Consider the following 23722-nt stretch of genomic DNA (forward strand, 5'->3'; position numbering starts at 1 on the left):
GGCTACAGGCAGCCCTGCATGAGCCGTGGCGCAACACCTGCGAAGCACACCCGCGGCCCGGGAAGAAGCCGACATGCCCGGGCCACGGCGCAACACTTCCGAAGCACACCCGCGGTCCGGACCAAGGCGGCCCTGCCCGGACCGCGGTGCGGCACCTCGGCCTACTTCACGGTCGTCGTGCAGCCGCGGCCGTAGTTCTGGAGCACCGTGTTGTGGTCGTAGATGTTCACGATGCGGTCGCGGTTGAAGTCCGTCGGCGTCCCGGCGGGCACCGTCTGGCCGTACTGCGCGAGCACGGCCGAGCGGTCCGCGACGTTGACGCAGCCGTCACCGGTGGCATCACCCGGTACCGGCGTGGCCTGGGCGGGCGGCGTCGACGGGGTGATGCCCGCGTAGCGGCCGTTCGTCTCGTTGCTCAGCCCGCCGAAGAACGCGGCGTCGTTGTTCGCCAGCGTGGCCGCGGCGAAGCCACTGCGGGCGCGGGGGTCCTCCGCGTCCTCGGTGACCAGGTCGGCCTGGAACGGGACGAAGTCATAGAGGTGGTCGATGTCCACGATGAGCGTCAGGCCCGCGGGAGGGATGCCGCCGGAGCAGGGCCCCGGGGCGTTCGCGCTGCCCGTGCACGCCTTGTTGCGCACCTTCCACTGCCAGCTGTTCGTATCCAGCGAGGGATAGGGATTCGCGCTGCTGGGGCCGTAGCACTGGTCGGTGGTCGGCGTGTTGTTCTCCTCGCCGTCCGTCGCCATGTAGATGCGCTTGGAGTGGAACTCGTTGGGCAGGTAGTTGATGAGCGCGTCCACCGCGGCGCACACGGAGTGGGCCAGCGGCGTGACGCCGCCCAGCGTGGCCGCGTTCACCGCCGCCTTGACCTCCGCCGCCGTCTTGTTCTGGGTGAAGCTGTAGACCTGGGTGTAGCTCGAGCCCTCGAAGGTCCAGAAGGCATACTTCGTCGGCTGGGGCGGAACGATGTCCAGGAAGGCGTTGATGCGCTCCTTGGCGACCTGGAAGCGCGTCTTCCCGGGCACCGACTCGAGCTGCATGCTGCCGGTCCGGTCGAGCAGGACGAGCACGTGCTCATCCGCGCTCGCCACACCGGAGGTCAAGGCCGCCGCGCACGCCACGCCCATCGCCGCCCGAGGAAACAGCTTCTGAAACACGGTCTTCATGTGGATACCCCCATGGATTGGCTGCTCATGCACTGCTTCGACTTCGCTTCGCTCACTGCCTACGGCGGGGCTACGGACAACCCTGCCCGTAGTTCTGGAGGACGATGAGGCGGTCCTGGATGTTGATGACGCCGTCGCGCGTCAGGTCGAGCGCGGGGTCGGCGGGCGGCACCGTCTGGCCATAGGCCGCGGTGACCTGGTTCAGGTCCGTGTCATTCACACAGCCGTCCGCGTTGACGTCCCCGAAGACGGAGACGGGGCCGGTGTAGCCGCGAATCCACTGCACGAAGCGGCTCACGCGCGCGAAGACGGTGTAGCTGCTGCAGCTGCCGCCCACGCCCCAGCTCACGATGCCAATCTGCTCCCAGCCGCCGCTGAACCGGCCGCTCTCCACGACCAGCGGCCCGCCGCTGTCACCATGGCAGCCGCCGGAGGTGCCGTTGAGGTAGCCCGCGCACACCATGCTGTCGCGCACCGTCGCCGGCAGCGTGCCCGCGCTGTTGCACGTGGCGGTGTCCTGCACCGGCAGCAGCGTCTCCATCAGCAGGTCAGACGCACCGCTCCCCGGAGAGGTGTTGCCCCAGCCGCTCACGCGCGCGGTGGCCCCCACCGCGGCGTCCGTCTCGCGCAGGGCGATGGGCTGCACGCGCGGCGTGTACGTCACGGGCGTGGACAGCTCGAGCAGCGCGACGTCGTTCTCCAGCGTCCAGGAGTTGTAGGACGGGTGCCTCACGACACGGCGGACGCCCCGCGTCTGCACGTAGCTGTCCGGCGCGGAGCGCTGGTGCAGCCCCAGGCGGACGGTGAAGCTCCCCGCGCTGAGCCCCTCCACGCAGTGGGCCGCGGTGAGCACCCAGTCACTGTCGATGAGCGAGCCACCGCAATAGTGCGAGTACCCCGGCACGGAGAGCTGCGCCTGCCACGGGTACTCGCCCACGTCGGCCACCGTGCCGCCGATGATTTCCGACGCCATGGAGGCCGTGGGCTCCACGGCCACCTCCTCCACCTCCGAGGACAGACATCCCGCCTGCGGCACCACCAGGGCCAGACACAGCAGCACGCCCCCGGACGACAGGCGCGACCTGCTCGCTTCCACGGACTCCGTCTTCATGTGGCGCTCCTTCTTGGGTTGTTCGCTGCAACGGCGGACACACGTCTCGCGCTCACCTCGGGAGGGACCCGGGCGTTCAGGACGGGCTCGATGCGAGGACTGCTCGAAGGGCCCGAGCGCTACCGGGCCGGACTTCCTCCACAGGCCGGCGTGGCCACGGTGAGTGCGTCGTTCATGCCCAGCACGAGCCACTCGCCGGAGAACACGAGCGAGCGCACGGCGCTGGGGGTGGGGTAGCGCGCGAGCACGGAGAGGTCATCCGCGCCGAGGGCGATGACCCCGAAGGGCGCGGTCGCGAGGGCGAGGTACGCCACGGTGCCGTCGAAGGCGAGGATGCGCCGGACGTCCAGGGGCGTGGGGAGCTGGGACAGGTCCACGTGCTTCCGGGTGACGATGCGAGTGCCCTGGCGCTCCAGCAGGTGGACCTGCCGGCCGTTCTCGATGACCAGGGCGAGCCCCTTCGCGAGCGCGATGGCGGTGAACTGGTCCGTCGTCCCCGACAGCACGCCGGTGGCCGCGTCCTCGCCCGTCCAGGAGGACCAGCGCAGGGACAGCCGCGCGGGCTTCGCGGGGTCCTCGAAGCGGACCTCACCCAGCAGCACTTCCGAGCGCTCCCCATCCACCGCGAAGGCCCAGTCCGTGCGCGTCCCCGCGCCACCCTCCAGCGTGAAGGTCCGCTCGGTCGCGGGCGAGAGCACGGCGCCCGTGCAGGTGGCGGGCAGCGTGAAGCGCCGCAGCCGGTAGCCGCCCTGCGACGCGGGCGACACCTGGAAGAGCTGCCCCTCCGAGGAGGCCAGGGCCGCCGGGCCTCCCGCGACACTCACGTGGCCGGCCGGCTCCAGCAGCGCTCCGGCGCCAGGGCGCAGGCAGCTCAGCACCGCGGTGCCGTCCTCCTGGTGCACGTTGGAGCCGCGCGCGGGCAGCGTCACCAGCTCCAGGGGGCCCTGTCCCGAGACAGGCGGCGCGAGCCGCAGCCGCCGGGTGTCCGCCGGGAGCAGCATGCCGCCGGTGACGAGCACGGGCTGCTCGGGAGCCGAGACGTCCACGCGGTGGGACTCGAAGGGCCCCACCGCCTGAATGGTTCCGTCCGGGGCGGCACGCACGCGCTCCAGGGCGCCATGGTGGAGACCGGTCCGGAAGCGCATCGCGCCGGAGTCCTCCAGCGTGAGCACGCGGCGCCACGGCTGCGTCACGGCGTGCCGTCCCGCGCCGGTGAGCAACAGCGGGGAGAGGTGCAGCCCCACCTCCTCGCCCTGGCGCAGGGGGATGCTGCCCACCACCGGTGAGACGCCCCCCGCCGTCAGGGTGTGCCGCTCCACCGTGTACGAGCGCAACGTGCCCCCCAGGCGGAACCACTCCACCAGCAGCTCACCGTCGAACAGCACGAAGCCCAGGGGACGCTCCCAGCGCCCGGCGCCCTCCTGCGGCGCGAAGGTCGCCACCGGCGAGGGTGTCCCTCCACCGGACAGGTCCGCGGCGCGATACACGAAGATGCGGCCCAGCTCGCCGTAGCGGAGCAGCTCGTGCGCCACGACGAACGCGCCCCGGGCCTGCACGTGGAAGAAGGCCTGCGACGCGAAGAAGGCCGGACGGACGACCGGGCCCGAAGATGAGGACACGTCCACCGGCACGAGGCCCAGCGAGGTCGCGGCCCACAGCGTGTTGCCGTCCGGGGACAGGGCCAGCGAGCGGCAGGTGCCCCCGGGGAGCTGGAAGGCGTGCCCGGTGTCCTCGCTCAGCGCGTTGTCCGCCCCGACACGCCAGGCCGTCACCACGAAGCCGGCGCACGTCCAGAAGCGGTCTCCCCGCCCCGCGCCCGAGACGATGCTGTCGCTGGCGGGGTGGAGCGCGTACCGCGACAGCGAGGTGAGGCGGTCCCCCTCCAGCCCCAGCAACTCCAGGCGCTGCCGCGTCCCCACGATGACGACGCGGTCCGGCCCCAGGGGCACGAAGAAGGTGGTGAAGCGGTCCGACCAGTCCCAGCTCCCCAGCAGGCGCTCGACGTACAGGTCCAGGACACGCTGGTCCAGCCGCGTCAGCCCATCCGGGCCCACTCGCACCAGGGACACCGACAGCGCGCTGCCGCCCAGGGGTTCGCCAAACAGGATGCGGTCGTCCGACACGGACTCCGCCAGCCCCTCCAGCGGTGGACCGCCCTGCTCCACCGGCGCCGAGCCGTGGCTCCACACCGTGCCGAACGTCGCGGCGGGACGTGAGAGGGGCTCGCCCCGGCACGCGCCGCTCACACAGCGGTCCCCCGACGTACACGACTGGCCGTCATCACAGCCGGTGCCGTCCGGCGCGGCGGGGTAGACGCAGTGGCCGGACTCGTCGAGCCGCTCCGCCGTGCAGGGGTCGCCGTCATGACACGCTCCCGCGTCGGGCTCCGGGAAACCGCCGTCCGGCACCCCGGCATCGGGCTCGCCCGCGTCCGGGTCCCCGGCGTCCGGCTCGCCCGCGTCCACGACTCCCGCGTCATCGGTGGAGGCATCGCCGGGCGGCACGCCCGGAGCATCGCCGGCGCACGCCATGAGCATCGCGACCAGGAGACATCCCGGCACTCGCGACCAGCCTGGGAGCAACATGGCAGGGTCCTTCCTGGGCTCCGGTGCCGGCACCACCGGAGCCCGCCTGGGCGGATGAGACCGCCGGGCGTGGAACGAAGCCACGCCCGGCACATGCTACGGAGCTACTTCACCGTGGCGGTGCAGCCGCGGCCGTAGTTGTTCAACACCGTCTGGTAGTCGTAGGAGTCGACCACCAGGTTGCGGTTGAAGTCGGACGGCGTACCGGCCTGTACCGTCTTTCCGTACAGGCTCAGCACCAGCGAGCGGTCCGTGACATTCACGCAGCCATCCAGGTTGGCGTCGCCGGGCAGCGGCGTCGCCTGGGCCGGAGGCGTGGACGGGGTGATGGCCACGTAGCGCCCCTTCGTCTCCTGGGAGACGCCCTGGAAGAAGCTGGCGTCGGCGTTCAGCGACGCGGTCGCCGTGAGGCCCGTGTCCAGCTCGCCGTCCTCGACGCCCTCGGAGCGCGCGGCATTGTCGAAGGGCACGGTGTCGGTGAAGAGGTGGTCGATGTCGACAATCATCGTCAGCCCCGCCGGGTACGGAGGGGGGAGGACGCCGCAGGGGCCGGGCTCATTGGCGAGGCCGGTGCAGGCCTTGTTGCGGACCTTCCACTGCCAGCTCCCGCTGTCCAGGTTGGGGTAGGCGTTCACGCTGTACGGGCCGTAGCACTGGTCCGTGGTGGGCGTGGTGTTCTCCTCGCCGTCCGTGGCCAGGTACACGCGCTTGGTGTGGAGCTGGGTGGGGAGGAAGGCCAGCAGGTGGTCGATGCCCGCGCAGACGGAGTGGGCCAGCGGGGTGTTGCCGCCCGCGACCGCCGCGTTGACCGCCGCCTTGATTTCCGCCGCCGTCTTGTTGTCGCTGAAGTTGTAGACGGGCGTGGCGGCCGTCCCGGAGAACTTCCAGAACGCATACTTCCGGGTCGTGGGGGCCACGGTGTCGAGGAAGTTGTTGATGTTGTCCTTGGCCACCTGGAGGCGCGTCTTCCCGGGCACGGACGTCAAGGACATGCTGCCCGTCACGTCGAGGAGGATGAGGACGTGCTCGTCCGCCATCGCCGCGCTGGAGTACAGGCCGCCGGCACAGGCGAGCGCCACGGCGGTCCGGGAGAGGAAACGTCGCTGGGATGCGATGCTCATATGCGGTTGTTCCTGGTTGAGGTGGGGTGTGGGTGCTACGGGCAGCCCTTGCCGTAGTTCTGCAGGGCGATGTTGCGGTCGTAGACGTTGATGACGGCGTCACCGTTGAGGTCGAGCGCGGGGTCCGCGGGAGGCACCGTCTGGCCGATGGCCGCGGTGATGAGGTTGATGTCGTCGGCATTCACGCAGCCGTTGCCGTTGACGTCGCCCACCACGATGACGCCGCCGCTGACCACCAGGCCGTAGTCCGCGTCCAGCGCGGTCGTCTCCACGTGGGAGTCCTGGATGATTTCGTCACCCAGCACCTCCACCTTCCACTTGCCGGCCACGGGGTTCTGGATGAACACGTTCTCCACCGTGTCGATGGTGTTGGACGTGCCACCCGGCGTGGAGAAGTTGCCCGCCGTCAGGCCGTTGTTGCCCCAGTAGACGACTCCGTTGGGGTCCGTCACGCGGAGCGACAAGTCATTGATGCGCGCCTGCGCCGCGCCGACGGTGCCCATGGGGTCGGTGTAGACGAGCGTGACGTTCAGCTCCGTCTCGCCGGTCAGCACGGTGACGTCGTACTTCTTGACGCCCAGCGGGGCGAGGAGGTCCGTCTCGTCGATGACGCTCGTCTTGGGGGCGCGGTCGTAGCCGCGCCGGATGTCGGCGGTGCCCCAGCCCTGCTTGAAGCGGTCGATGTCCGCGTTGGAGCCGCCGGCCAGCCAGTTGTAGCGGTGGGCGTTGTTGATCATCAGCGCCTTGGCGGTGGCCATCTGCGGGCGGCTGGCGAACACGTCCACCTTGCCGCCGAAGCCGCTCCACACGCTCTCGTGCCACATCTGGAAGAGCAGGCCGAAGTGGCCCGCCGTCTGCGGCGTGGCGGAGCTGGTGCCGCCGAACTGGGTGTAGCTGGTGGTGCCGCCGCCGGAGGCCGAGCGGATGGAGTCGTAGAAGTAGGACAGGTCCGGCTTGATGCGGCCGTCCGCCGCCGGGCCGATGCTGCCGGTGAAGTTCCAGCGGTCATCCGCGCGGTTCGCGGTGTTCTGGTGCTGGAAGGCCCCCACGGAGACGATGTTCTTCGCCCACGCCTGCGGGCGGGAGTTCCGGTTGCCCAGGTTGCTCTGCGACTGCGTGCTGAGGATGGGGTACTGGAAGAGGTAGTCGTCCACCTCGGCGGTGATGGTGGTGTAGGCCGTCCCCTGGGCGCTGCCCACGCTGGAGGTCTGGAACACCGCGCGGTAGGGCCCGGCCGGGTCGATGAGCTCCCGGTTGATGTCGTAGCGGGACTTGGTGCCGCCGAACTGGGTGGACTCGCTGTAGCGGAAGAAGATGCCCTGGCCGCTGGGAATCATGCCGCGCGCGGCCGCGTCCACGCCCCGGGCGAAGTTGTTGCTGTAGCAGGACGTGCCGTGGAGGCCGCCCGTGGTGCCCGTGCTGTGGATGATGGGCGCGGTGGACCACTCCTGGTGCGTGGTGAGCAGCTCGGTGTCGAAGATTTCTCCGCGCACGCCCTGGCCCGTCCAGCCCTTCAGCCCCTCCAGGTAGTTGGCGCCGCCCAAGTCACGGACGATGTCCATGTCCACGCCACCGGGGCCACCCCACCGGTCGATGAACTGCACCGTGTTGGAGCGCGCCACCTCGCGGAGCTGGTCCGCGGTGAGCGTGGCCTCCACGCGCCAGCCGCCCGGCTCGATGAGCTCCACGGTGCCGCCCAGCCGCCGCACCAGGCCCACCACCTGCCCCTGCCGCCCGGCGCCGCGCTCTCCCACCATGATGGAGTAGCGCTGCGGCGCCAGCTCCGGCGCCAGCCCCGCCAGGGCGTCCCGCAGCTCGCGCTCCAGCCGGTACTCGGGGTGGTAGGGCCCCACCCAGCGCACGTAGGGCAGGTCCGCCACGCGCTTGCGCGCGTCCGCGCCCATGTCCACCACGAAGGTGTGGTCCGTGAGGAAGCGCAGCACCTTGCCGCCCTCGCGCTCGATGGCCTCGCGGAACTCCGGCAGCGGGGTGCCGAGGAACTGCACCAGGTGCAGGGTGTTGTCCAGGTCCGCGGCGAGCAGGCTGGCCGACAGCGGCTGCGTACCCTGGAGCGGGTCGAACTGCGCGGCGTCCAGGCGGACCAGGTAGCGGGTATCCCTTACACGGCCGAGCAACTCCGTGCCGCCGCGTGTATACGCGGTGTAGGCCTGTTGCATGCCATTGGGCTGCAATTCCTGCCACGTATGAAGTTGGATGGCCGTGTCGGGAACCTGGATGGAGCGCAGCGCCGAGACAGGCATGGCGGTGCGGTGAAACACCAACCCGGCGGGTGTCACGAGCGAGTATCCACTGGCCTCACCCGCGGCGGCACCCTGGGCACCGGTGACGAGCACCGCCGGGGGCAGCGAGACGCCGCGCGTCGAGACCGGCGGCTTCGCCGCGTCGGACGGGCCCGCGACGGCGGACAGAGGGGCAACGAAGGCACAACCCACCACCAGGGCCCGCAGCGGACGCACTCCGCCCGTGGGCCACGAAGACAGCTTTCGCATGTGTCGGTGCTCCTAGATGTTGAGTGCCAGTGCGCGTCCGTCGACGACGCGCCGCCCCTTACCGCACCCGTGTCACCGGCAACCGCCACCGCCGAGCCAGTGCTCGCGTGCAGCCCGTGGCTTTCTCCGCGCTACTGCATTCCCTGATACCGGAAGACTCTGACAATCAGGTGGAAAGCCGGGAGCATCTGTAAGTCAGACATGTTTTATCTGTCAACTGATGCAACCATGTTTCATCAACAGCGTTGTTTTCCCACCCGGCGGCGCCAATTCCTCACAATGACCCCGGCGGGCTTAGCGGGTATCCCCTAGCCGCTGACACGACGCAGTGAGACTTTCGCGCGCGGTAGTGGTTTCCACGGAGCCGCCCAATGCGCGAGCCGCATGCTTGTGGGAGGGAAGTGCTGATGAAGGCCGCCCGGGAGCTGGCGCTCACACCGGGACACGACCTCGGTGCTTCGACTTCATCGGCGGGCGCGGGTGCCCGACAGGAGCCGCTGTCGGGCTTCGCGGCCGGCGCGAGCACGGCTCACTGGGGATTCAAGAACTGCGAGGTGAGCCCCTCCTGGGCGCGCAGTCCGGGCCCCAGCTCGAAGATGAGGCCGACCTGCACGAGGCTCACGCGCTGGAGGAAGAGCACGTTGTAGTAGTCCTGGCCCCGCACGTAGCGCACGAAGCCGCCGAAGCCCGCGCCCCAACGAGGGAGCGCGGCGGCCTCCAGGCTCAGCGTCCAGGGCTGGCGTGGGCTCTCGCCGTAGGGACGGCTGAGGTGCCCCTCGGCGCGGAAGCGGTGCTCGAACCAGAAGTGCTCCACCGCCGCGCCCAGGCCGAAGTGCCCGTCGCCGTACACCTCGCGCATCTCGGAGGTGATGCCGCCGAAGGCCAGCGAGGTGTTGCGCTCGATGAAGGCGCTGGCGCCGAAGCCCCAGGCGGAGCGCCGCCGCACGTCGATATGGGTGAGGTAGCGCGCGTGGCCCTCCACGCGGAGGAAGTTGGTGGAGAAGTCGCCCGACAGCTCGTTGAGCGGCAGCGCGCCTTCGGTGGGGACGCAGCCGGACTCCCCTCGCGACTGGTTGGCGTAGAAACAGCCCGCCTGCCCGTTGGAGTAGTGGCCCACCACGACGTTGACCAGCGCGAGGCCGAACGACGTGGGCGCTCCCTCCCCTTCCCCCCGTGGCGTCCAGAGCCGTGCGGCCTGGAGCGTCAGCTTGGGCATGAAGGAGGGAGGGATGACGGGGCTCGACTCCTGCGCCAGCATCCGCAGGCGGATGTGCGGCGTGAGCACCGCGCTGAAGATGTACTCGCCCAGCCCCGGGGCCACCTCTCCCACGTGGAGCTGCGGGAAGAAGAGGTTGGGCGCCACCTGCGCCTCGAAGACGAGCCCCGAGGGCTCCGCCTCCCCCGCCCGCCGGATGCGGCTCGGCGAGTAGAAGACGTAGGAGCGGTCCAGGGCCATGTTGACCGGAGCGTCGAACTCGAACCGCGAGCCGGCCGAGGCCTCGGGCACAAAGCCGAGCACGGCGAGCACGGTGGCGAGGAGCAGGGCCCCTCCGCGTGGACGGGACAGACGGGTAGCGAGCAGGGACACGATGCCCCCTGGGATGCGGGAACGAGGAGTCGCTCCCAATTACCCGCAAACGAGATATTCCGCAATGCGGACTATATGCCGGAGACTACCGGAACGCGTTGACCACGAAGACCGAGGCTCCCGAGTAGTCGAGGATGGCGGTCCCAGGCTTCGAGTCGGGGCGCTTGCGGAGTTGGCCCTTCCCGAGCCGGGCGACCGCGCAGATGGGCACGACGTCGCCGTCAGGCGGATGGGCCTCGTAGTAGCGGACGACCACCTGGGGACCGCCCGTCCAGACACGGCCGTACAGCCGTGTCCCCGGGTTCAGCGTCCCGAGCGGGCTGTCCAGGAAGCTCTCCACCGGGCCGTCGTAGAGCGTGATGGGCCGTGCGTCGATCTGATTTGCGTCCAGTTCCACGTCCGCGGAGTCGCTCACCCGCATCCGGAGGATGCGCATCGTCTTCAGCGCCTCCTCCGAGCACTCCTGCGGCCCTGGAGTTCCGTCAGGCCTGAGGGAGACGCCGGAAGAAGCGCAGCCCGTGGTCACAAGGAGCAGGACCACACATCGTAGTCGTCGTGCTCGGGTTGGGCGCATCACCGCCGCTTTAGCTCACGCGCGAGGCGGTGATCCAGCAGAACGTAGGCATGCCGAAGCCCGTCATGCCGGAAGAGCTCCAGTTCGAGGTTGTCGAAGCCGTCCCCCGACTTGAAAGCACTCCTGTCCGCGACCACAGCAAGACGGCCCGATGCGCCGGGGGCAATTGAATCCTGGTCCATGCGCAGGGCGAACGGCCTCGCTTCGCCGGAGGATGCTGTCGACAAGCGAGCCTCCATGAGGCTCCACGGCCGCTCTGACTTCGGGTTCGTGATGTGGAAGACGACCGCGGCCTTGGCTTTGCCCGCATAGACCCGGACGACCATTTCCATCTCGCCGTCCCTGAGCACCCACTTCTGGCGCTCGATGAACGGAGTCTGCTGGGTCGAACCACTGGCCAGCAGCGCCGCCAGCGCGTGGTCAGCGGAGGTCTCTTCCTTGCGATACCGGTCGTTCTCCCTCCTGAGCGCTCGCTCCCGATTGAGCGCATCGGTCAGGGCCGCATGCACGGCCAGGGTGCTCTTGCGGTCGGGGAACACATTGACCTGCTGGTCCCCCAGTCCGTCTCGCGCGGTCACGATGAACGGAACCTCCGTTCCATCCGTGAGCATCACCCGGAGCGGGAGGCGGTCTTCGGGTTCCAGGTCCTGGAGCGGCAGCAGGAGCACCGACCTGCCCCCGATGACTGGCGGCTCGAAGCGGCCTTCCCAGCCCAGCAACTTCGTGGCCTGGGGGTCACAGGCCTTCTCGAAACGCAGCACGGTCGCCACCTGGCCCCGGACATATACCGGGGATGCAGTGTCCCTGGGGTGGTCCGAGAGGTAGATGTTCCGAACGACGGCATCTCGTTCCCCGGCGACCGCCACGCTCGTCCCAAGGAGGAGCAGCAGTGCACACCCAGCGGATAGGGTCTTCCTCATGATGGTTTGAGAACCTACCAGGAGGGGTTCAGCCGGACCAACCCCAGGGTGCGGCCTCACAGCGTGGGCGCACGGTCATAGCGGGCCAGGTGCTCATCGAGCGACCAGATGTAGACACGGTGGCCACGGTACAGCTCGCACTGCTGCTCGAAGTCCTTCACGATGGACAGGTCCCCGAGCCCGCTGCCCTTCCCCTTGGAGTCGCTCCGCAGGGTCCAGTTCGGGAACTCGTCCAGCCACCTCGCCAGAGACTCCCGCGTGAGGAAGCGCGTGGGGATGAAGGGCGACTGACCGTCCAGCGCGAGCCTGACCTGCTCGGTGAACTGCTTCGCGGCGTGTCGGCGCTGCCTGCCATCACCGTTCTGACCGATGTGGTTGCCCGTTTCCAGGATGGTGGTCATCGGCAGCAGCAGGGTTTCTCCCGCCTCTGTCTTCTCCTGATACTGCTTGAGCACCGCTTCACGCTGCCGGCACCGTTTGGGCACGGCGAGCAGGTTGCAGAAGATGCTCGTGTCGACGATGCAGATGGTCACGACTCGCTCGGCGGAGTCTGGAGCATCTCCAACACCTTCCGCGCTTGAGCCGCCTTCTCCTCGGGCGTCTTCGGATGCTTGAGGTAGCGCTCCAGGATGCCGCGAGTGACGAGCTGTCCCACGGGCCCCTGTGCCACCAACTCCGGGTAGTCGGGCAGGTCCCGCAGCGGCATCAGGCGGCTGTCCCCCTCCTTGGGGTCGCGGTAGCAGGCCACCACGTCGGGGATGGCATCGGTGGGGATGGCGTCGAGCAGGGCCGGGTTGTGCGTCGTGAGGAGCACGCGCAGCTTCCGGGCACGGGCGACACGCTGGATGTTGTCGAGCAGCAGTTTGGCCCGCGTGGGGTGTACGCCGTTGTCGATCTCCTCGATGACCACGAGCGCGCCCTCGGGCATGGAGAGCAGGGCCGCCGCCACAGAAAGCACGCGCAGCGTACCATCGGAGAGCAGCGCCGCTTCGTACGTCCGGGCCTCACCTCCAAAACTTTCAGAGAGCTGGACCATGACCTCCTCGCGCGGCGTCTTGAGGAAGGTCACATCGAGAATGTCCTGCTCGGGCAGGGCGCGCACGAAGTCCAGCACTTCGGCCTTGCGCTGCTGCCTCTCACAGAGGTCATACAGGACGGCGGACAGGTTGTAGCCGTCTCCCTGGAGTACCCGGTCCACCGTGAAGCTGTACTCGCGCATCCTGCGCGGCTGCGGATCCAGGAACAGGATGGATTCCAGCGTCGACTGGAGCAGTTTCGTTGCCTGGGGAATGCGTTGCTGAGCTTCGGTGTCGCCACTCCCGAACCGCGCGGGTGTTGTCAGTTGGGTGAAGATGGCCTGGTGGTCCGAGCAGACGAGAACCGCGTGTGAGCCATCGTTGCGCGGGTAGACCACAGGCACGTCCGTGCTGTATCGGTTCGGCTCGTAGTCCTTCGCCCCATACGTTCCCGTTACATACAGGAGGACCGACTGCTCGGATTCAAGGGGCGTTGGCTGCGAGCTTATGTTCTCGTATGCCGACTCGCTGAAAATGTGCAGGCCGTCCTCGTGAAGAGAAAGCCACGTGTCCAGGCTGATCGTACTGGCGGCATCACCACGGACCATGCAGGACAGACCGAACCCCGCCTTACCCCTATAGGCAAGACGCGTCAGCGGACCACGCACGTCGAGCTGCCGCTCCTTCAGCGCATACAGGATTTCGGGCAGCCGCCTTCCACGAGCCAACCAGGACAACGCCTGGAGTGCCTCGACCAGGTTGCTCTTTCCCGAGGCGTTGGCGCCAATGAGGACCGTGAGCTCCGCGAGCGGAAGACTCGCCTCCCGGAAGCTCTTGAAGTCCTGGACGCCAAACTCCACCAGCATCGGTGCCTCCGGGGCGCCGTCCCATTCTACCGAGCGGGCCGCACGCCCCCTCTCCCACGAAGGGAGAGGGGACGGTGACACGACAACGTCAGATGTCCAGGTTCTGCACGTCGAGCGCGTTGCGCTCGATGAACTCGCGGCGCGGCTCCACCGCCTCGCCCATCAGCAGCGAGAAGATTTCGTCGCTCTCCACCGCGTCCTCCACCCGCACCTGGAGGAGCGTGCGCGTGGCCGGGTTCATGGTCGTCTCCCAGAGCTGCTCCGGGTTCATCTCGCCCAGACCCTTGTAGCGCTGCAGTCCCAGCCCCTTCTGCGCGTCCTTGCGCACCGCGGCCAGCACCTCCTGCACGGAGAAGGCGTTCAGCTCACCCGCCTCCACCTTCACCTTGTAGGGCGCCTTGCCCAGCGCCGCGAAGGCGTCGCGCAGCGCCGCCAGCTCCACGTACTCCGGAGACGACAGGAAGGCGTGGTCGAACACCGTCTCCCGCATGGCGCCATTCACGTCCGTGCGGAACACCAGCTTCTTCGTCTGGTGCTCGGGGTCCTGCACCACCTCGTGCCTCACCCGGCCCAGCACGTCCGGCATCCGGCGCTCGAAGTAGGCGTAGACGTCCTTCACCGCCGCCTCCATCGCCGCGTCGTCCGCCAGCGTGTCCGCCGACACCCGCGTCGCCTGCACCAGCGCGTCCACCACCCGCGCGTCGCGCCGCTTCGCCTGCTTCTCCAGGCGCTCCTCGTACGTAATCACCTTCTCCAAGAGCGCCTTCAGCTCCGAGCCGCCCAGCTCGCCCTCGGGCGTCAGCACCCGCGAGTGCTCCGACGCCGTGCGCAGCAGGTACTCGTTCAGCGCGCGCTCGTCCTTGACGTACATGTCCTTCTTGTTGCGCGTCACTTTGTAGAGCGGCGGCTGCGCGATGTAGAGGTACCCCTTCTGGAGCAACTCCGGCATCTGGCGGAAGAAGAACGTCAGCAGCAGCGTCCGGATGTGGCTGCCGTCCACGTCGGCGTCCGTCATCAGGATGATGCGGTGGTAGCGCGCCTTCTCCGGGTCGTAGTCCTCGGCGCCGATGCCCGTGCCCAGCGCGGTAATCAGCGTCACGATTTCGGCGCTCGTGAGCATCTTCTCGAAGCGCGCCTTCTCGACGTTCAGAATCTTTCCGCGCAGCGGGAGGATGGCCTGGTTGCGCCTGTCCCGTCCCTGCTTCGCGGAGCCACCTGCGGAGTCACCCTCGACGATGTAGAGCTCGCTCTCGTTCGGGTCCCGGCTCTGGCAGTCCGCGAGCTTGCCCGGCAGGCCGCCACCGTCCAGCACGCCCTTGCGGCGCACCGTCTCACGCGCCTTGCGCGCGGCGATGCGGGCCCGGCAGGCGTCACCAATCTTCGCCACGACCTTCTTCGCGACGAGCGGCGTCTCCTCCAGGAAGGTGGCGAGCTGGTCGTTCACCATCTGCTCGACCAGGCCCTTCACCTCGCTGTTGCCCAGCTTCGTCTTCGTCTGGCCCTCGAACTGCGGGTTGGGCAGCTTGACGGAGATGACCGCGGACAGGCCCTCGCGGGCGTCCTCGCCGGTGGGCGTCTCCTTCAGGTCCTTCCACACCCCGCCCTTCTCCGCGTAGCTGTTCAGCGTGCGCGTGAGCGCGGCCTTGAAGCCGGACAGGTGGCTGCCACCCTCGTGGGTGTTGATGTTGTTCGCGAAGGTGTAGATGCGCTCGTCGTAGCCGTCATTCCACTGCATCGCGATTTCGAGCGTCACGCCCTCCCGCTCCGTCTTGAACGAGATGGGCTTGTCGTGCAGCACCTCCTTCGACTTGTTGAGGTACTCCACGAAGGAGGAGATGCCGCCGTCGAACTTGAAGTCGTGCTCCTTGTTCGTGCGCTCGTCGCGGACGGTGATGTGCAGGCCGGCGTTGAGGAATGCCAGCTCGCGCAGACGCTGGCTGAGCGTCTCGAAGTTGAAGTCCACCACCTCCATCACCATGGGGTCCGGCTTGAAGGCGATGTGCGTGCCGCGCTTGTCGGTGGTGCCCACCTCCTGCACGGGGGCCAGCGGAATGCCGCGCTCGTAGGCGTGCTCGTACACCTTGCCGTTGCGCTGGACGCGGACCTTGAACCACTCGGAGAGGAAGTTGACGCAGGTGACGCCCACGCCGTGCAGGCCGCCGGAGACCTTGTAGGCCCCGTTGCCGAACTTGCTGCCGGCGTGCAGCTCCGTCAGGACGACTTCCAGCGTGTCCTTGCCCTTGAACTTGGGGTCCGGATGCGGGCCCACGGGGATGCCACGGCCGTTGTCCTGCACGCTCAGGGAGCCATCCACGTGGATGACGACCTCGATGTCGGTGCAGTGGCCGGCCAGCGCCTCGTCCACCGAGTTGTCCACGACCTCGTACACGAGCTTGTGGAGCCCGTAGGTCATGGTGTCGCCGATATACATGCCGGGGCGCTTCCGGACCGCCTCGCGGCCCTCGAGCTTGGTGATGCTTTCAGTCCCATACTCCACGGGCGGCGGGGCGACCGCCGGGCCGGTAGCGGGGGTCTTTTCCATGTGAAGCTGTCCTTGGGAAAAGGAGCCTTGCAACAGGCTTGTGCCTACCATCTAAGGCCCCACCGGACAAGGCCGGTGAGGCATCGCAAGGCTGCGTAAACACTCATGAAAATCGCTCGGCCGCCCCCTCGGACGGCCGCTCCCGGAAACCCGGGGTTCAGGCATCGAAACGCGGCGGTGGAAGACGCTCCTCCAGCGCGGCGATCAACTCCTCGAAAACAGCCCGGCGCGCGAAGAGATGCCGGGCAACGAGCACCCTTCCCTCCTCCTTGAGGAACAATCCGAGCACGTTCCCCCTCCGGCCGAGCCGGCGGACGGAATCAATCTGCCCCCAGTGCAAATCCAGCTCGCTCTTGCTGAAGGGACGGGCCACGCGGACGCCGCGCGCGTCCACGGTGACGCCCCAGCCGGAGCGTGGCCGCAGCCGGTGGAAGGCCACGAGGAAGGCCAGCATCAGCCCCGCCGAGACGCCGGCGCGGGCCATGGCCTGGGTGCCCTCACCGGCCCGGGCGCCGGCCACGGCCCAGGCGGTGAGCACGGCCAGCGCGCAGGCGCCCAGGAAGAGGCCGATGCGCGTGGCGCGGGGGTCGAAGGCGTAGAAACGCGGACTCATGAGCGTGGCGCGCACCCTACCCGCCTTGGAGGACGGGTGCGCGCTTTTGCACGTACGCTCCGCCCGCCCATGACGAATGCCGAACTGACCGAGCGCCTGAGGGCCCACGTCATCGCCTTCCGGCACCTCCAGCGGGAGCGGGGACTGCTGCGCCACCTGGGCCTGCCCGGGGTGGACGCCTTCTGCCTCCCCGCGCTCCCCCGGGAGCTGCACTTCCAGCAGGCCTACTTCACGGACGCCGGGGCGCTCGCCTCCGCCCTGCCCGCGCTGGAGGACTTCTACCGGGGCCAGGGCGTGCCCGCGTGGCGCGTGCTGGTGCTCCCCGGACAGTCCGAGGGCGGGCGGGTGCTGGGCGGCGCCGGCTACCGCCCCGACGAACACCTGTCGGACGCCATGGGCCTGGTGCTGGCCGAGGCGCCGGACGTGCCGCCCTCCATTCCGCTGGAGGCCCCGGACACCCAGGAGGACCTGGTGGCCGTCAACGTGGCGACATATGGCGACTGGGGAGGCACCGTGGAGGTGTGGAACCGGCCGCCCCGGCTGCCGGTGCACACGCGGGTGGCGCGCGAGGCGGGCCGCGCCCTGGCCTGCGGCTTCGCCATGGACCTGGGGGACACCACCGGCATGTACATGGTGGCCACCGTACCCGAGGCCCGGGGACGCGGGCTGGCGTCGGAGGTCATGCGCGGGCTGCTCGCCGGGGCACGCGCGCGGGGCATGGCGGCGTCCGTGCTCCAGGCCACGCCCCAGGGGGTGGGCATGTACCGGCGGCTGGGCTACCGCGACCTCGGCGGCTGGGTGAGCTGGGCGTACCGCGCCGGCTGAGCGTCAGCGCAGCGCCTCCAGCTCCTCCAGCACCGACAGCACCTCTCGCGGCTGCCGCGCATCCAGCAGCCGCTCCGCCAGTCCGTGGGCGGCGAGCCGCGCCACATGCGCCAGCCGCACCAGCCGGGTGCTGCCGCGGCCTCCGTCCACCACCGCCACCACCAACCGCAGCGGCTGCCCGTCCGGCGTGTCCACCTTCAACGGCTTCGCCAGCGTCACCAGGGCCGCCACCGGCGAGGCGCCCGGCAGCGCGGCATGCGGCACCGCCGCGCCGCCGCCCACCGCGCACGAGGCCTCCGCGTCGCGCCGCCGCAGCGCCTCCGCCAGTTGCTCCGCGTCCGCGTCCGGAAGCGCCGCGCCCAGGCGCCCGGCCACCACGTCCAGCACGTCGTCCCAGCCCGCGCAGGACAGCCGCACCACCACCCGCTCCGGGGACAGGAGCGGCGCCAGCGGCGGCACGGGCTCCTCGCCCCGCGCGCCGCGCACGGGGAACTCCGCGTCCAGGAAGTCCCGCACCCGCGCGAGCTGCGCGCCCGTCAGCCGCCGCCGGGCCAGCTCCAGGAAGAGCGTGCCCGCGCCGGGCACCTCCTCCAGATAGCCGGCGACGTACGGGCTCACCCGGTGGGCCACGTCCATCAGCAGCGCGGGCGGCACGTCCAGCTCGCGGGCAATCGCCGCCAGCCGCTCGGGCGTGGGCGGCGCGTCCAGGCCGTGCTCCACCCGGCTGAGGTACGCGCTCGACACGCCGATGCGCCGCGCCATGTCCCGCAGGGACACGCCCGCATCGACGCGCAACAGCCGCAGGGTGGCCCCCAGGTGCATGTCCGTCCTCTCAGCTCCTCGCCGACAGCGCGGGCCGTGCGCCCACGTCCTCGGTGGCCTCCGCGGCGGCCGCCGGCGCCGGGTGACGTACCACGAGCAGCGAAGCCGGCGCGTCCTGGATGAGGCGCTCGCGGTGCAGGCCGAAGAGGCGGTCCTCCAGGCCCCACTCGGCGCCCACGCCCACCACCACCAGGTCATACCCGTGGCGCGCCTCCTCCAGCGCGGCCTCGTCCGGCGCGTCGTGGCGGACCACCTTCAGCCGCACGCCGCCCTCCTCGGCGGGGAACAGTTCCTCCACCTGGGCCCGCGCCCCGTGGCTGCCCTGGTCCGACGTCACGTGCAGCACCGTCACCTCGGCGCCCGACTGCCGCATCAGGCGCCGCGCCAGCCCCAGCGCCGCCCGGTCATGCCGGCTGCCGATGAAGGGCACCAGCACGCGCTTCACGTCCACCAGGCCCCGGTCCACCAGCACCGCCACCGTGGCGGACGCCGCCTCCATGACTTCGTGCACCGTGCCGCCCAGCATCGTCTGGCTGAAGAGCGGCTTGTGCCAGCCCAGCAGCACCAGGTCCGCGCGCCGGGCCTGGGCCGTGCGGACGATGTCCGCGGCGGGCTCGGCGGACACGAAGGACAGGGCGCGCACCGGCAGCCCCAGCTTCTCCGCCCGTCCCAGCAGCGGCGCCAGCGCGCTCTCTTCCGGCGGGCTCCGCTCCGCCTCCGTCCGCAGCGACGCGCGCTCGGGCGGCACCAGGTGCAGGGCATGGAGCCGCGCGCGCTCGCCGCCCACCAGCGCCCGCGCCAGCGACGCCATGCCCGGCCCCGCCTGCCCGTGGGACACGCACATCAGCACGCTGTAGGGCGCCGGGCCCGGCTCCAGCGGCACGGGCGCGAGGAGCCGGTCCTTCGCCTGCTCCTCCGTCGGGTAGAACCAGCGCAGCACCGGCGTGGTGATGAACGTCGTCACCAGCGCCATCAACACCATCATCGTGAAGAGCTGCGGGGAGATGACGCCCAGGTCCAGGCCGATGTTGAGCACGATGAGCTCCATCAGCCCGCGCGTGTTCATCAGCACACCCACCGCGCCCGCCTCGCGCCAGCTCATGCCCGTCAGCCGCGCCGCCACCGCGCTGCCGCCGAACTTGCCCAGGCACGCCAGCAGGATGATGACGCCGCACGTGGCCCACGCCTCCACGCTGTCCAGGAGCCCCACCTGGGTGCGCAGCCCGCTGAAGGCGAAGAAGATGGGCAGCAGCAGCACCACCGCCACGTCCTCCAGCCGCTCCACCAGCGCCTCCGCCAACCCGCCCTCCTTGGGGATGACGGCGCCGAAGAGGAACGCCCCGAAGAGCGCGTGGATGCCGATGAGCTCCGTAATCCACGCCGACGCCAGCAGCAGCACCAGCGTGCCCGCCACCACGTTCTGCGTCAGCCCCTCGCGGCTGGCCACCCGGGCCCCCAGCCGCGCCAGGAAGGGCCGAACCACCCACAGCACGAAGCAGATGTAGCCAAGCGCCATCGCCGTGGTGAGGGCGGCATCCGCCAGACTGGACGCGCGGACGATGGAGACGACGAAGGCCAGCAGGCACCACGCCGTCACGTCGTCCACCGCCGCGCAGGCGATGGCCACGGTGCCCACCTTCGACTGCAACAGCCCCCGCTCCGTGAGGATGCGCGCCAGCACCGGGAAGGCGGTGATGCTCATGGCCACGCCCATGAAGAGCACGAACGAGGAGAAGGGCACCGACGGGTCCGACAGGCTCTTGTACAGCCACAGGGCCGCCGCACCCGCGCCCAGCGCGAAGGGCACGATGATGCTGGTGTGGCTGATGGCCACCGATGCATGTCCCCGCCCCTTCAGCAGCCGCGGGTCCAGCTCCAGGCCAATGAGGAACATGAACAGCACCAGCCCCACCTGGCTCAGCATCGTCAGCACCGGCATCGACTCCGCCGGGAACAGCGCCCCCATCACCCCCGGCGCCAGCCACCCCAGCAGCGACGGCCCCAGGACGATTCCCGCCACCACCTCGGCGATGACCAGCGGCTGCCCCAGCCACCGCGCCCCACGACCAATGAGCCGCGAGACGCCGACGATGACGATGAGCTGCAAGAGCAGCAGCGTGAGCGCATTGACGTGCATCCATCCCTCCGGCGGTGGTCGTTAAGTGACCACTTATCAGCCGGGTCCGAGAAGCGTCAACGCATGCGGATATTCCCTGGCAGGGCCTGCCCGCCCGGACCTCAAGGGGCCATGTGCTTGCGTACGGATTCCAACAACGTGTCCACGTCCACCGGTTTGCGCAGGTGGCCGCACGCACCAATCTCCTCCGCCACCTGCCGGGCGTTGGCGGACGCGGAGAAGACGAGCACCGGGATGTCGCGCCACTCGGGCACCTGGCGCATGGCGCGCGCGAAGCCGCCGCCGTCCAGCACCGGCATCATCATGTCCAGCAGCACCAGCCCGGGCAGCACCTGTGCGGCGCCGAGCACCTCCAGGGCGTGCTTGCCATTGCTGGCGCCCAGCACCTCGTAGCCCGCGTCCCGCAGCACCTCTTCCAGGGCCTCGCGCAGGTCCGCGTCATCATCCACCACCAGCAGCGGCCGGCTCACTCACGCGCCTCCATGTCCAACGGCAGCTCCAGGGTGAAACACGCTCCGCCCCCTTCGGGCGTCTCCGCCCAGGCGCGGCCTCCGTGCGCCTCCGCGGAGCGCCTCGCCAGGTACAGCCCCAGCCCCAGCCCGCCGTAGGAGCGCGAGCTTACCGCCCTCCCGAAGCGCTCGAAGATGCGCTCGCGCTGGTCCTCCGGAATCCCGATGCCCCTGTCCCTCACGCGCACGCGGCCCAGGACTCCCACCCGCGCCACCTCCACGTCCACCGGCTCCGCCAGGTCGAAGCGCTCCCGGGACAGGTGCAGCTCTCCGCTGCTCAGCCGGGACACGTCGAGCAGCGCCTCCACCAGCGTCGCCAGCCGCCGCACCTGCCGCAGGCCGCGCTCCAACCGCGACGACAGCTCCGGGGACAGCCCCTCGCGGTGGGCATGGTGGAGCAGGGAGCCCAGCTGCAGCCGCAGCGTGGTGAGCGGCGTGCGCAGCTCGTGCGCCGCCACGTCCACCACCAGCTCCGGCTCGCCCGTTGCCAGCACCCGCACCGGCCCGGCCGCCGTCTCCGGTGAGAGGGGGAAGCGCGGGTCCATCTCCCACGCGCGCGCCTCCAGCGCCGGGGCCGTGTGCGCCAGCGCCACCAGCCGCAGGCCGCCGCGCTCCCGCTCGTGCAGGGCGATGAAGCAACAGTCCGCCACCCGGGGTACGGGGATGCGCACCAGCCGCTTCAGCCGCTCGTCCAAATCCAGGGGTTCGGTGAGCACCTCGCTGGTGAGCGCCAGCAGCTCCCGGCCCAGCTCGCCCCGCGCACGCTCCCGCCGCGCCTTCGCCTCGCGCAGCTCCCGCTCCACCGCCGCGCCCAGCCGCGCCAGCCGGTCCTTGGCGAAGTAGTCGCGCGCCCCGGCCCGCATCGCCTCCACCGCCGCCTCCTCGCCGATGCTGCCGGACACGACGATGAGGGGGATGTCCCGCCCCTCCCCTTGCAACAGCTTCAGTGCCTCCAGCGCGGTGAAGCGGGGCAGGGAGAAGTCGGCGAGGACGATGTCGAGGTCGGAGCCGGCGAGCGCCTCGCGCATCTCCTCGGCGGTCTGCACCATCAACAGCCGCAGTGGCTTCATCCCCCGGCTTCCGGGGAAGGTCCGGCGGGAGGCCCCTGGCTGAGCACCAGCCAGTACAGCCGATGGGACGGGGAGAAGAGTTTGTCCGCATGCGCCATGTCGAACCCCTCGCCGATATCGCGGACACAGTAATGGGGGCGTCCATTCCGGGACCCGGTGAAAAACCCGATACGCGCGCCGGAGCGCTGGCTGGTGAACTTCCAGGCCTTCCCCAGCGGGTTCTCCAGCGACACGCGCGACAGCCGTGCGTCCCCCTGGGACATCAGACCGGGGGCCATGCGGAAAAGCCGCCCCGTCAGCAGCGCGAAGCGGAGCAGCAGGCAACGGAAACGTCGAGAATCCAGGTTGGGGCGAGGATGGCAGTCCGGTGGAAGCGCGGCGGGCACTGCCAACATGTGCATCCGCCCCACGGGGCCACGCCTGGCGGTGATGAGGACATGCGAGGGGGCGGGCCCCTGGGCTCCCGCTGGGTAGATGAGCCCCATGTCCGTGAGGCCCTGCTGGAACATCCCGCCGCCTCATCCTGAGGCCCGCCTCGCCAGACGGGGATTTCCGCTACGCTCCCGCCCCGCACATGGACGAAGAGCTGGGAGCGACTTTTGGCAAGGCGCTGCGCGAGGCCCGCGCGCGCCGCGGGTTGACGCAGGTGGAGGTGGCCTCCCTCCTGGACATGCACCCCATGGTCTACAGCCGCATGGAGCGCGGGAAGATGCTGCCCCGGGTGTCCACGCTGCGAAAGGTGGCCACGGTGCTGCGCACGTCCACCGATGAGCTGCTGGGGCTCGCCCGCGAGTCCCGCTCCGGCGCGAAGAAGCAGGCGCCGCTGCTGCGCCGGCTGGTGACGCTCTCCGAGACGCTGGACGAGGAGAAGCTCAAGGCACTCGTCATCATGGCGGGCGCCCTGGGCCGGTAGCCGTGCGCGCGGCGCCGGCGACGACACTTCACCTCCAGCCCGGCGCGTGCGGGCTACTTCCAGGACAGCTCGTACTCACTGTCCAGCAGCGCCACCTGGCGCCCGTGCACCCGCAGGTCTCGCACGCCCACCGCCTCCAGGATGCCCAGGAGCACCCCTTCGTGGTACGCGGCCGGCATGAAGTCGCGCCGCATGATGAAGCGGGCGCTCTTCTCCCCCGTCCACAGCGGGTAGCGGTCCCCGTAGCTCACCGCCATGCGGTACGAGTCGCCCAGCGACTGCAGCAGCTTGCGCGGGTTGCCGCCGGCCGTCTGCATCAGGTCCTTGCCGAACATGGAGGCCAGGAAGTCCAGCGTGGCCTGCGTCCCCATGCGGCGCAGCACGCCCTCGAAGCCGTTCAACTGGGGCGCCAGCAGCCGCGCCGCCGTGGACACCATCCGCAGGAAGCGGCTGATGGGGTACATGTGCAGCGGGTTGATTTCCCACAGGCCCGCCACGCCCTTGCAGCGGGCCACGGCGCCGTCTCCGCCCAGGAAGCCCACCACGTCCAGCGTCCCCGCGAAGAACATGCCTCGCGCGGTGTCGTCCTCGGTCGCGGCGAGGCGTCGCAGCTCCAGCTCCCAGGCCGCCCCTCCAGCGCTCGATTCGATGCTCACGTGCATGGTCATCTCCCCGAGGGGACCCTACGAGCCGGACCTGGGGACACCTCCAGCAAACCTGGCAGGTACTTCAGGACTGGCCCGATTCCCCCCACTTCCGGGATGCCAACCATCTCATATTTTTATGCTGATGTCGAATCAAATTTCAGTATCCGTGGAAACCCGTAGGGTCCTC

The 23722-nt window shown here is 69.8% G+C and carries 20 protein-coding genes; 2 read left to right on the forward strand and 18 right to left on the reverse strand.

Annotated elements, in window-relative coordinates; translation table 11 throughout:
• Positions 1–161: 161 nt before the first annotated feature.
• From K8638_RS25350 to K8638_RS25405, 12 genes are all read right to left on the reverse strand, one after another.
• The gene (locus tag K8638_RS25350; RefSeq protein ID WP_223757190.1) at positions 162–1166 is read right to left on the reverse strand and encodes a VWA domain-containing protein; all 1005 of its coding nucleotides are present in this window, start codon (positions 1164–1166) and stop codon (positions 162–164) included.
• Positions 1167–1236: 70 nt separating this feature from the next.
• On the reverse strand, positions 1237–2277 hold the full coding sequence (locus K8638_RS25355; RefSeq protein ID WP_223757191.1) for a DUF1986 domain-containing protein: 1041 nt from the start codon (positions 2275–2277) through the stop codon (positions 1237–1239).
• A 119-nt stretch (positions 2278–2396) separates the two neighbouring features.
• A complete protein-coding gene (locus tag K8638_RS25360; protein ID WP_305071190.1) occupies positions 2397–4862 on the reverse strand; it encodes a hypothetical protein in 2466 nt (821 codons plus the stop codon).
• Positions 4863–4966: 104 nt separating this feature from the next.
• The gene (locus K8638_RS25365; protein WP_223757192.1) at positions 4967–5983 is read right to left on the reverse strand and encodes a VWA domain-containing protein; all 1017 of its coding nucleotides are present in this window, start codon (positions 5981–5983) and stop codon (positions 4967–4969) included.
• Between the two features lie 35 nt (positions 5984–6018).
• Entirely contained in the window at positions 6019–8493 is a 2475-nt protein-coding gene (locus K8638_RS25370) for a S8 family serine peptidase (RefSeq protein WP_223757193.1), read from the reverse strand.
• Positions 8494–9022: 529 nt separating this feature from the next.
• A complete protein-coding gene (locus K8638_RS25375; protein ID WP_223757194.1) occupies positions 9023–10081 on the reverse strand; it encodes a hypothetical protein in 1059 nt (352 codons plus the stop codon).
• 85 nt (positions 10082–10166) lie between these two features.
• A complete protein-coding gene (locus K8638_RS25380; RefSeq protein WP_370644110.1) occupies positions 10167–10517 on the reverse strand; it encodes a hypothetical protein in 351 nt (116 codons plus the stop codon).
• 137 nt (positions 10518–10654) lie between these two features.
• On the reverse strand, positions 10655–11575 hold the full coding sequence (locus K8638_RS25385) for a DUF2381 family protein (RefSeq protein WP_223757196.1): 921 nt from the start codon (positions 11573–11575) through the stop codon (positions 10655–10657).
• 56 nt (positions 11576–11631) lie between these two features.
• Positions 11632–12108, reverse strand: coding sequence for a hypothetical protein (locus K8638_RS25390; RefSeq protein ID WP_223757197.1), 477 nt, complete (start codon positions 12106–12108; stop codon positions 11632–11634).
• The gene (locus tag K8638_RS25395) at positions 12105–13457 is read right to left on the reverse strand and encodes an AAA family ATPase (protein ID WP_223757198.1); all 1353 of its coding nucleotides are present in this window, start codon (positions 13455–13457) and stop codon (positions 12105–12107) included. Before K8638_RS25395 ends, K8638_RS25390 begins: the two co-directional genes overlap by 4 nt.
• 88 nt (positions 13458–13545) lie before the next feature.
• Positions 13546–15999, reverse strand: coding sequence for a DNA topoisomerase (ATP-hydrolyzing) subunit B (gene gyrB, locus K8638_RS25400; protein ID WP_223757199.1), 2454 nt, complete (start codon positions 15997–15999; stop codon positions 13546–13548).
• A gap of 157 nt (positions 16000–16156) precedes the next feature.
• Complete coding sequence (locus tag K8638_RS25405; RefSeq protein WP_223757200.1) at positions 16157–16612, reverse strand: hypothetical protein; 456 nt, start codon at positions 16610–16612, stop codon at positions 16157–16159.
• A gap of 69 nt (positions 16613–16681) precedes the next feature.
• On the opposite strand from K8638_RS25405, the gene K8638_RS25410 reads away from it, so the two are divergent.
• Positions 16682–17437, forward strand: a complete 756-nt coding sequence (locus tag K8638_RS25410) for a GNAT family N-acetyltransferase (RefSeq protein WP_223757201.1) — start codon at positions 16682–16684, stop codon at positions 17435–17437.
• Positions 17438–17440: 3 nt separating this feature from the next.
• On the opposite strand, the gene K8638_RS25415 is transcribed toward K8638_RS25410, so the two are convergent.
• The 5 genes from K8638_RS25415 to K8638_RS25435 all read right to left on the reverse strand — a co-directional run bounded on the left by K8638_RS25415 (position 17441) and on the right by K8638_RS25435 (position 22484).
• The gene (locus K8638_RS25415) at positions 17441–18259 is read right to left on the reverse strand and encodes a helix-turn-helix domain-containing protein (RefSeq protein ID WP_223757202.1); all 819 of its coding nucleotides are present in this window, start codon (positions 18257–18259) and stop codon (positions 17441–17443) included.
• 10 nt (positions 18260–18269) lie between these two features.
• Positions 18270–20396: a cation:proton antiporter gene (locus K8638_RS25420; RefSeq protein ID WP_223757203.1), complete on the reverse strand. Its 2127-nt coding sequence runs from the start codon at positions 20394–20396 to the stop codon at positions 18270–18272.
• Positions 20397–20497: 101 nt separating this feature from the next.
• Positions 20498–20866, reverse strand: coding sequence for a response regulator (locus K8638_RS25425; protein WP_223757204.1), 369 nt, complete (start codon positions 20864–20866; stop codon positions 20498–20500).
• Positions 20863–21975, reverse strand: coding sequence for a response regulator (locus K8638_RS25430; RefSeq protein ID WP_223757205.1), 1113 nt, complete (start codon positions 21973–21975; stop codon positions 20863–20865). The genes K8638_RS25425 and K8638_RS25430 overlap by 4 nt, the downstream gene beginning before the upstream one ends.
• Positions 21972–22484 carry a hypothetical protein gene (locus K8638_RS25435; protein WP_223757206.1) on the reverse strand — a complete coding sequence of 171 codons (513 nt, stop codon included), beginning with the start codon at positions 22482–22484 and terminating at the stop codon, positions 21972–21974. The genes K8638_RS25430 and K8638_RS25435 overlap by 4 nt, the downstream gene beginning before the upstream one ends.
• 65 nt (positions 22485–22549) lie before the next feature.
• Between K8638_RS25435 and K8638_RS25440 the strand changes: the two genes are divergently transcribed.
• Positions 22550–22888 carry a helix-turn-helix domain-containing protein gene (locus K8638_RS25440; RefSeq protein WP_223757207.1) on the forward strand — a complete coding sequence of 113 codons (339 nt, stop codon included), beginning with the start codon at positions 22550–22552 and terminating at the stop codon, positions 22886–22888.
• Positions 22889–22941: 53 nt separating this feature from the next.
• Here K8638_RS25440 and K8638_RS25445 read toward each other — a convergent pair whose 3' ends face one another.
• Positions 22942–23550, reverse strand: coding sequence for a DUF2378 family protein (locus tag K8638_RS25445; RefSeq protein WP_223757208.1), 609 nt, complete (start codon positions 23548–23550; stop codon positions 22942–22944).
• Positions 23551–23722: the final 172 nt, after the last annotated feature.

Origin of the sequence: Myxococcus sp. RHSTA-1-4, from assembly GCF_020037125.1 — a bacterium.
Lineage (GTDB): Bacteria > Myxococcota > Myxococcia > Myxococcales > Myxococcaceae > Myxococcus.

What these genes read in the sequence shown, in the direction of transcription:
- K8638_RS25350 (WP_223757190.1), bottom strand. Translation starts at nt 1,166, where the DNA reads ATGAAGACCGTGTTTCAGAAGCTGTTTCCTCGGGCGGCGATGGGCGTG.
- K8638_RS25355 (WP_223757191.1), bottom strand. Translation starts at nt 2,277, where the DNA reads ATGAAGACGGAGTCCGTGGAAGCGAGCAGGTCGCGCCTGTCGTCCGGG.
- K8638_RS25360 (WP_305071190.1), bottom strand. Translation starts at nt 4,862, where the DNA reads ATGTTGCTCCCAGGCTGGTCGCGAGTGCCGGGATGTCTCCTGGTCGCG.
- K8638_RS25365 (WP_223757192.1), bottom strand. Translation starts at nt 5,983, where the DNA reads ATGAGCATCGCATCCCAGCGACGTTTCCTCTCCCGGACCGCCGTGGCG.
- K8638_RS25370 (WP_223757193.1), bottom strand. Translation starts at nt 8,493, where the DNA reads ATGCGAAAGCTGTCTTCGTGGCCCACGGGCGGAGTGCGTCCGCTGCGG.
- K8638_RS25380 (WP_370644110.1), bottom strand. Translation starts at nt 10,517, where the DNA reads ATGCGCATCCTCCGGATGCGGGTGAGCGACTCCGCGGACGTGGAACTG.
- K8638_RS25385 (WP_223757196.1), bottom strand. Translation starts at nt 11,575, where the DNA reads ATGAGGAAGACCCTATCCGCTGGGTGTGCACTGCTGCTCCTCCTTGGG.
- K8638_RS25395 (WP_223757198.1), bottom strand. Translation starts at nt 13,457, where the DNA reads ATGCTGGTGGAGTTTGGCGTCCAGGACTTCAAGAGCTTCCGGGAGGCG.
- gyrB (WP_223757199.1), bottom strand. Translation starts at nt 15,999, where the DNA reads ATGGAAAAGACCCCCGCTACCGGCCCGGCGGTCGCCCCGCCGCCCGTG.
- K8638_RS25405 (WP_223757200.1), bottom strand. Translation starts at nt 16,612, where the DNA reads ATGAGTCCGCGTTTCTACGCCTTCGACCCCCGCGCCACGCGCATCGGC.
- K8638_RS25410 (WP_223757201.1), top strand. Translation starts at nt 16,682, where the DNA reads ATGACGAATGCCGAACTGACCGAGCGCCTGAGGGCCCACGTCATCGCC.
- K8638_RS25415 (WP_223757202.1), bottom strand. Translation starts at nt 18,259, where the DNA reads ATGCACCTGGGGGCCACCCTGCGGCTGTTGCGCGTCGATGCGGGCGTG.
- K8638_RS25420 (WP_223757203.1), bottom strand. Translation starts at nt 20,396, where the DNA reads ATGCACGTCAATGCGCTCACGCTGCTGCTCTTGCAGCTCATCGTCATC.
- K8638_RS25430 (WP_223757205.1), bottom strand. Translation starts at nt 21,975, where the DNA reads ATGAAGCCACTGCGGCTGTTGATGGTGCAGACCGCCGAGGAGATGCGC.
- K8638_RS25435 (WP_223757206.1), bottom strand. Translation starts at nt 22,484, where the DNA reads ATGTTCCAGCAGGGCCTCACGGACATGGGGCTCATCTACCCAGCGGGA.
- K8638_RS25440 (WP_223757207.1), top strand. Translation starts at nt 22,550, where the DNA reads ATGGACGAAGAGCTGGGAGCGACTTTTGGCAAGGCGCTGCGCGAGGCC.
- K8638_RS25445 (WP_223757208.1), bottom strand. Translation starts at nt 23,550, where the DNA reads ATGCACGTGAGCATCGAATCGAGCGCTGGAGGGGCGGCCTGGGAGCTG.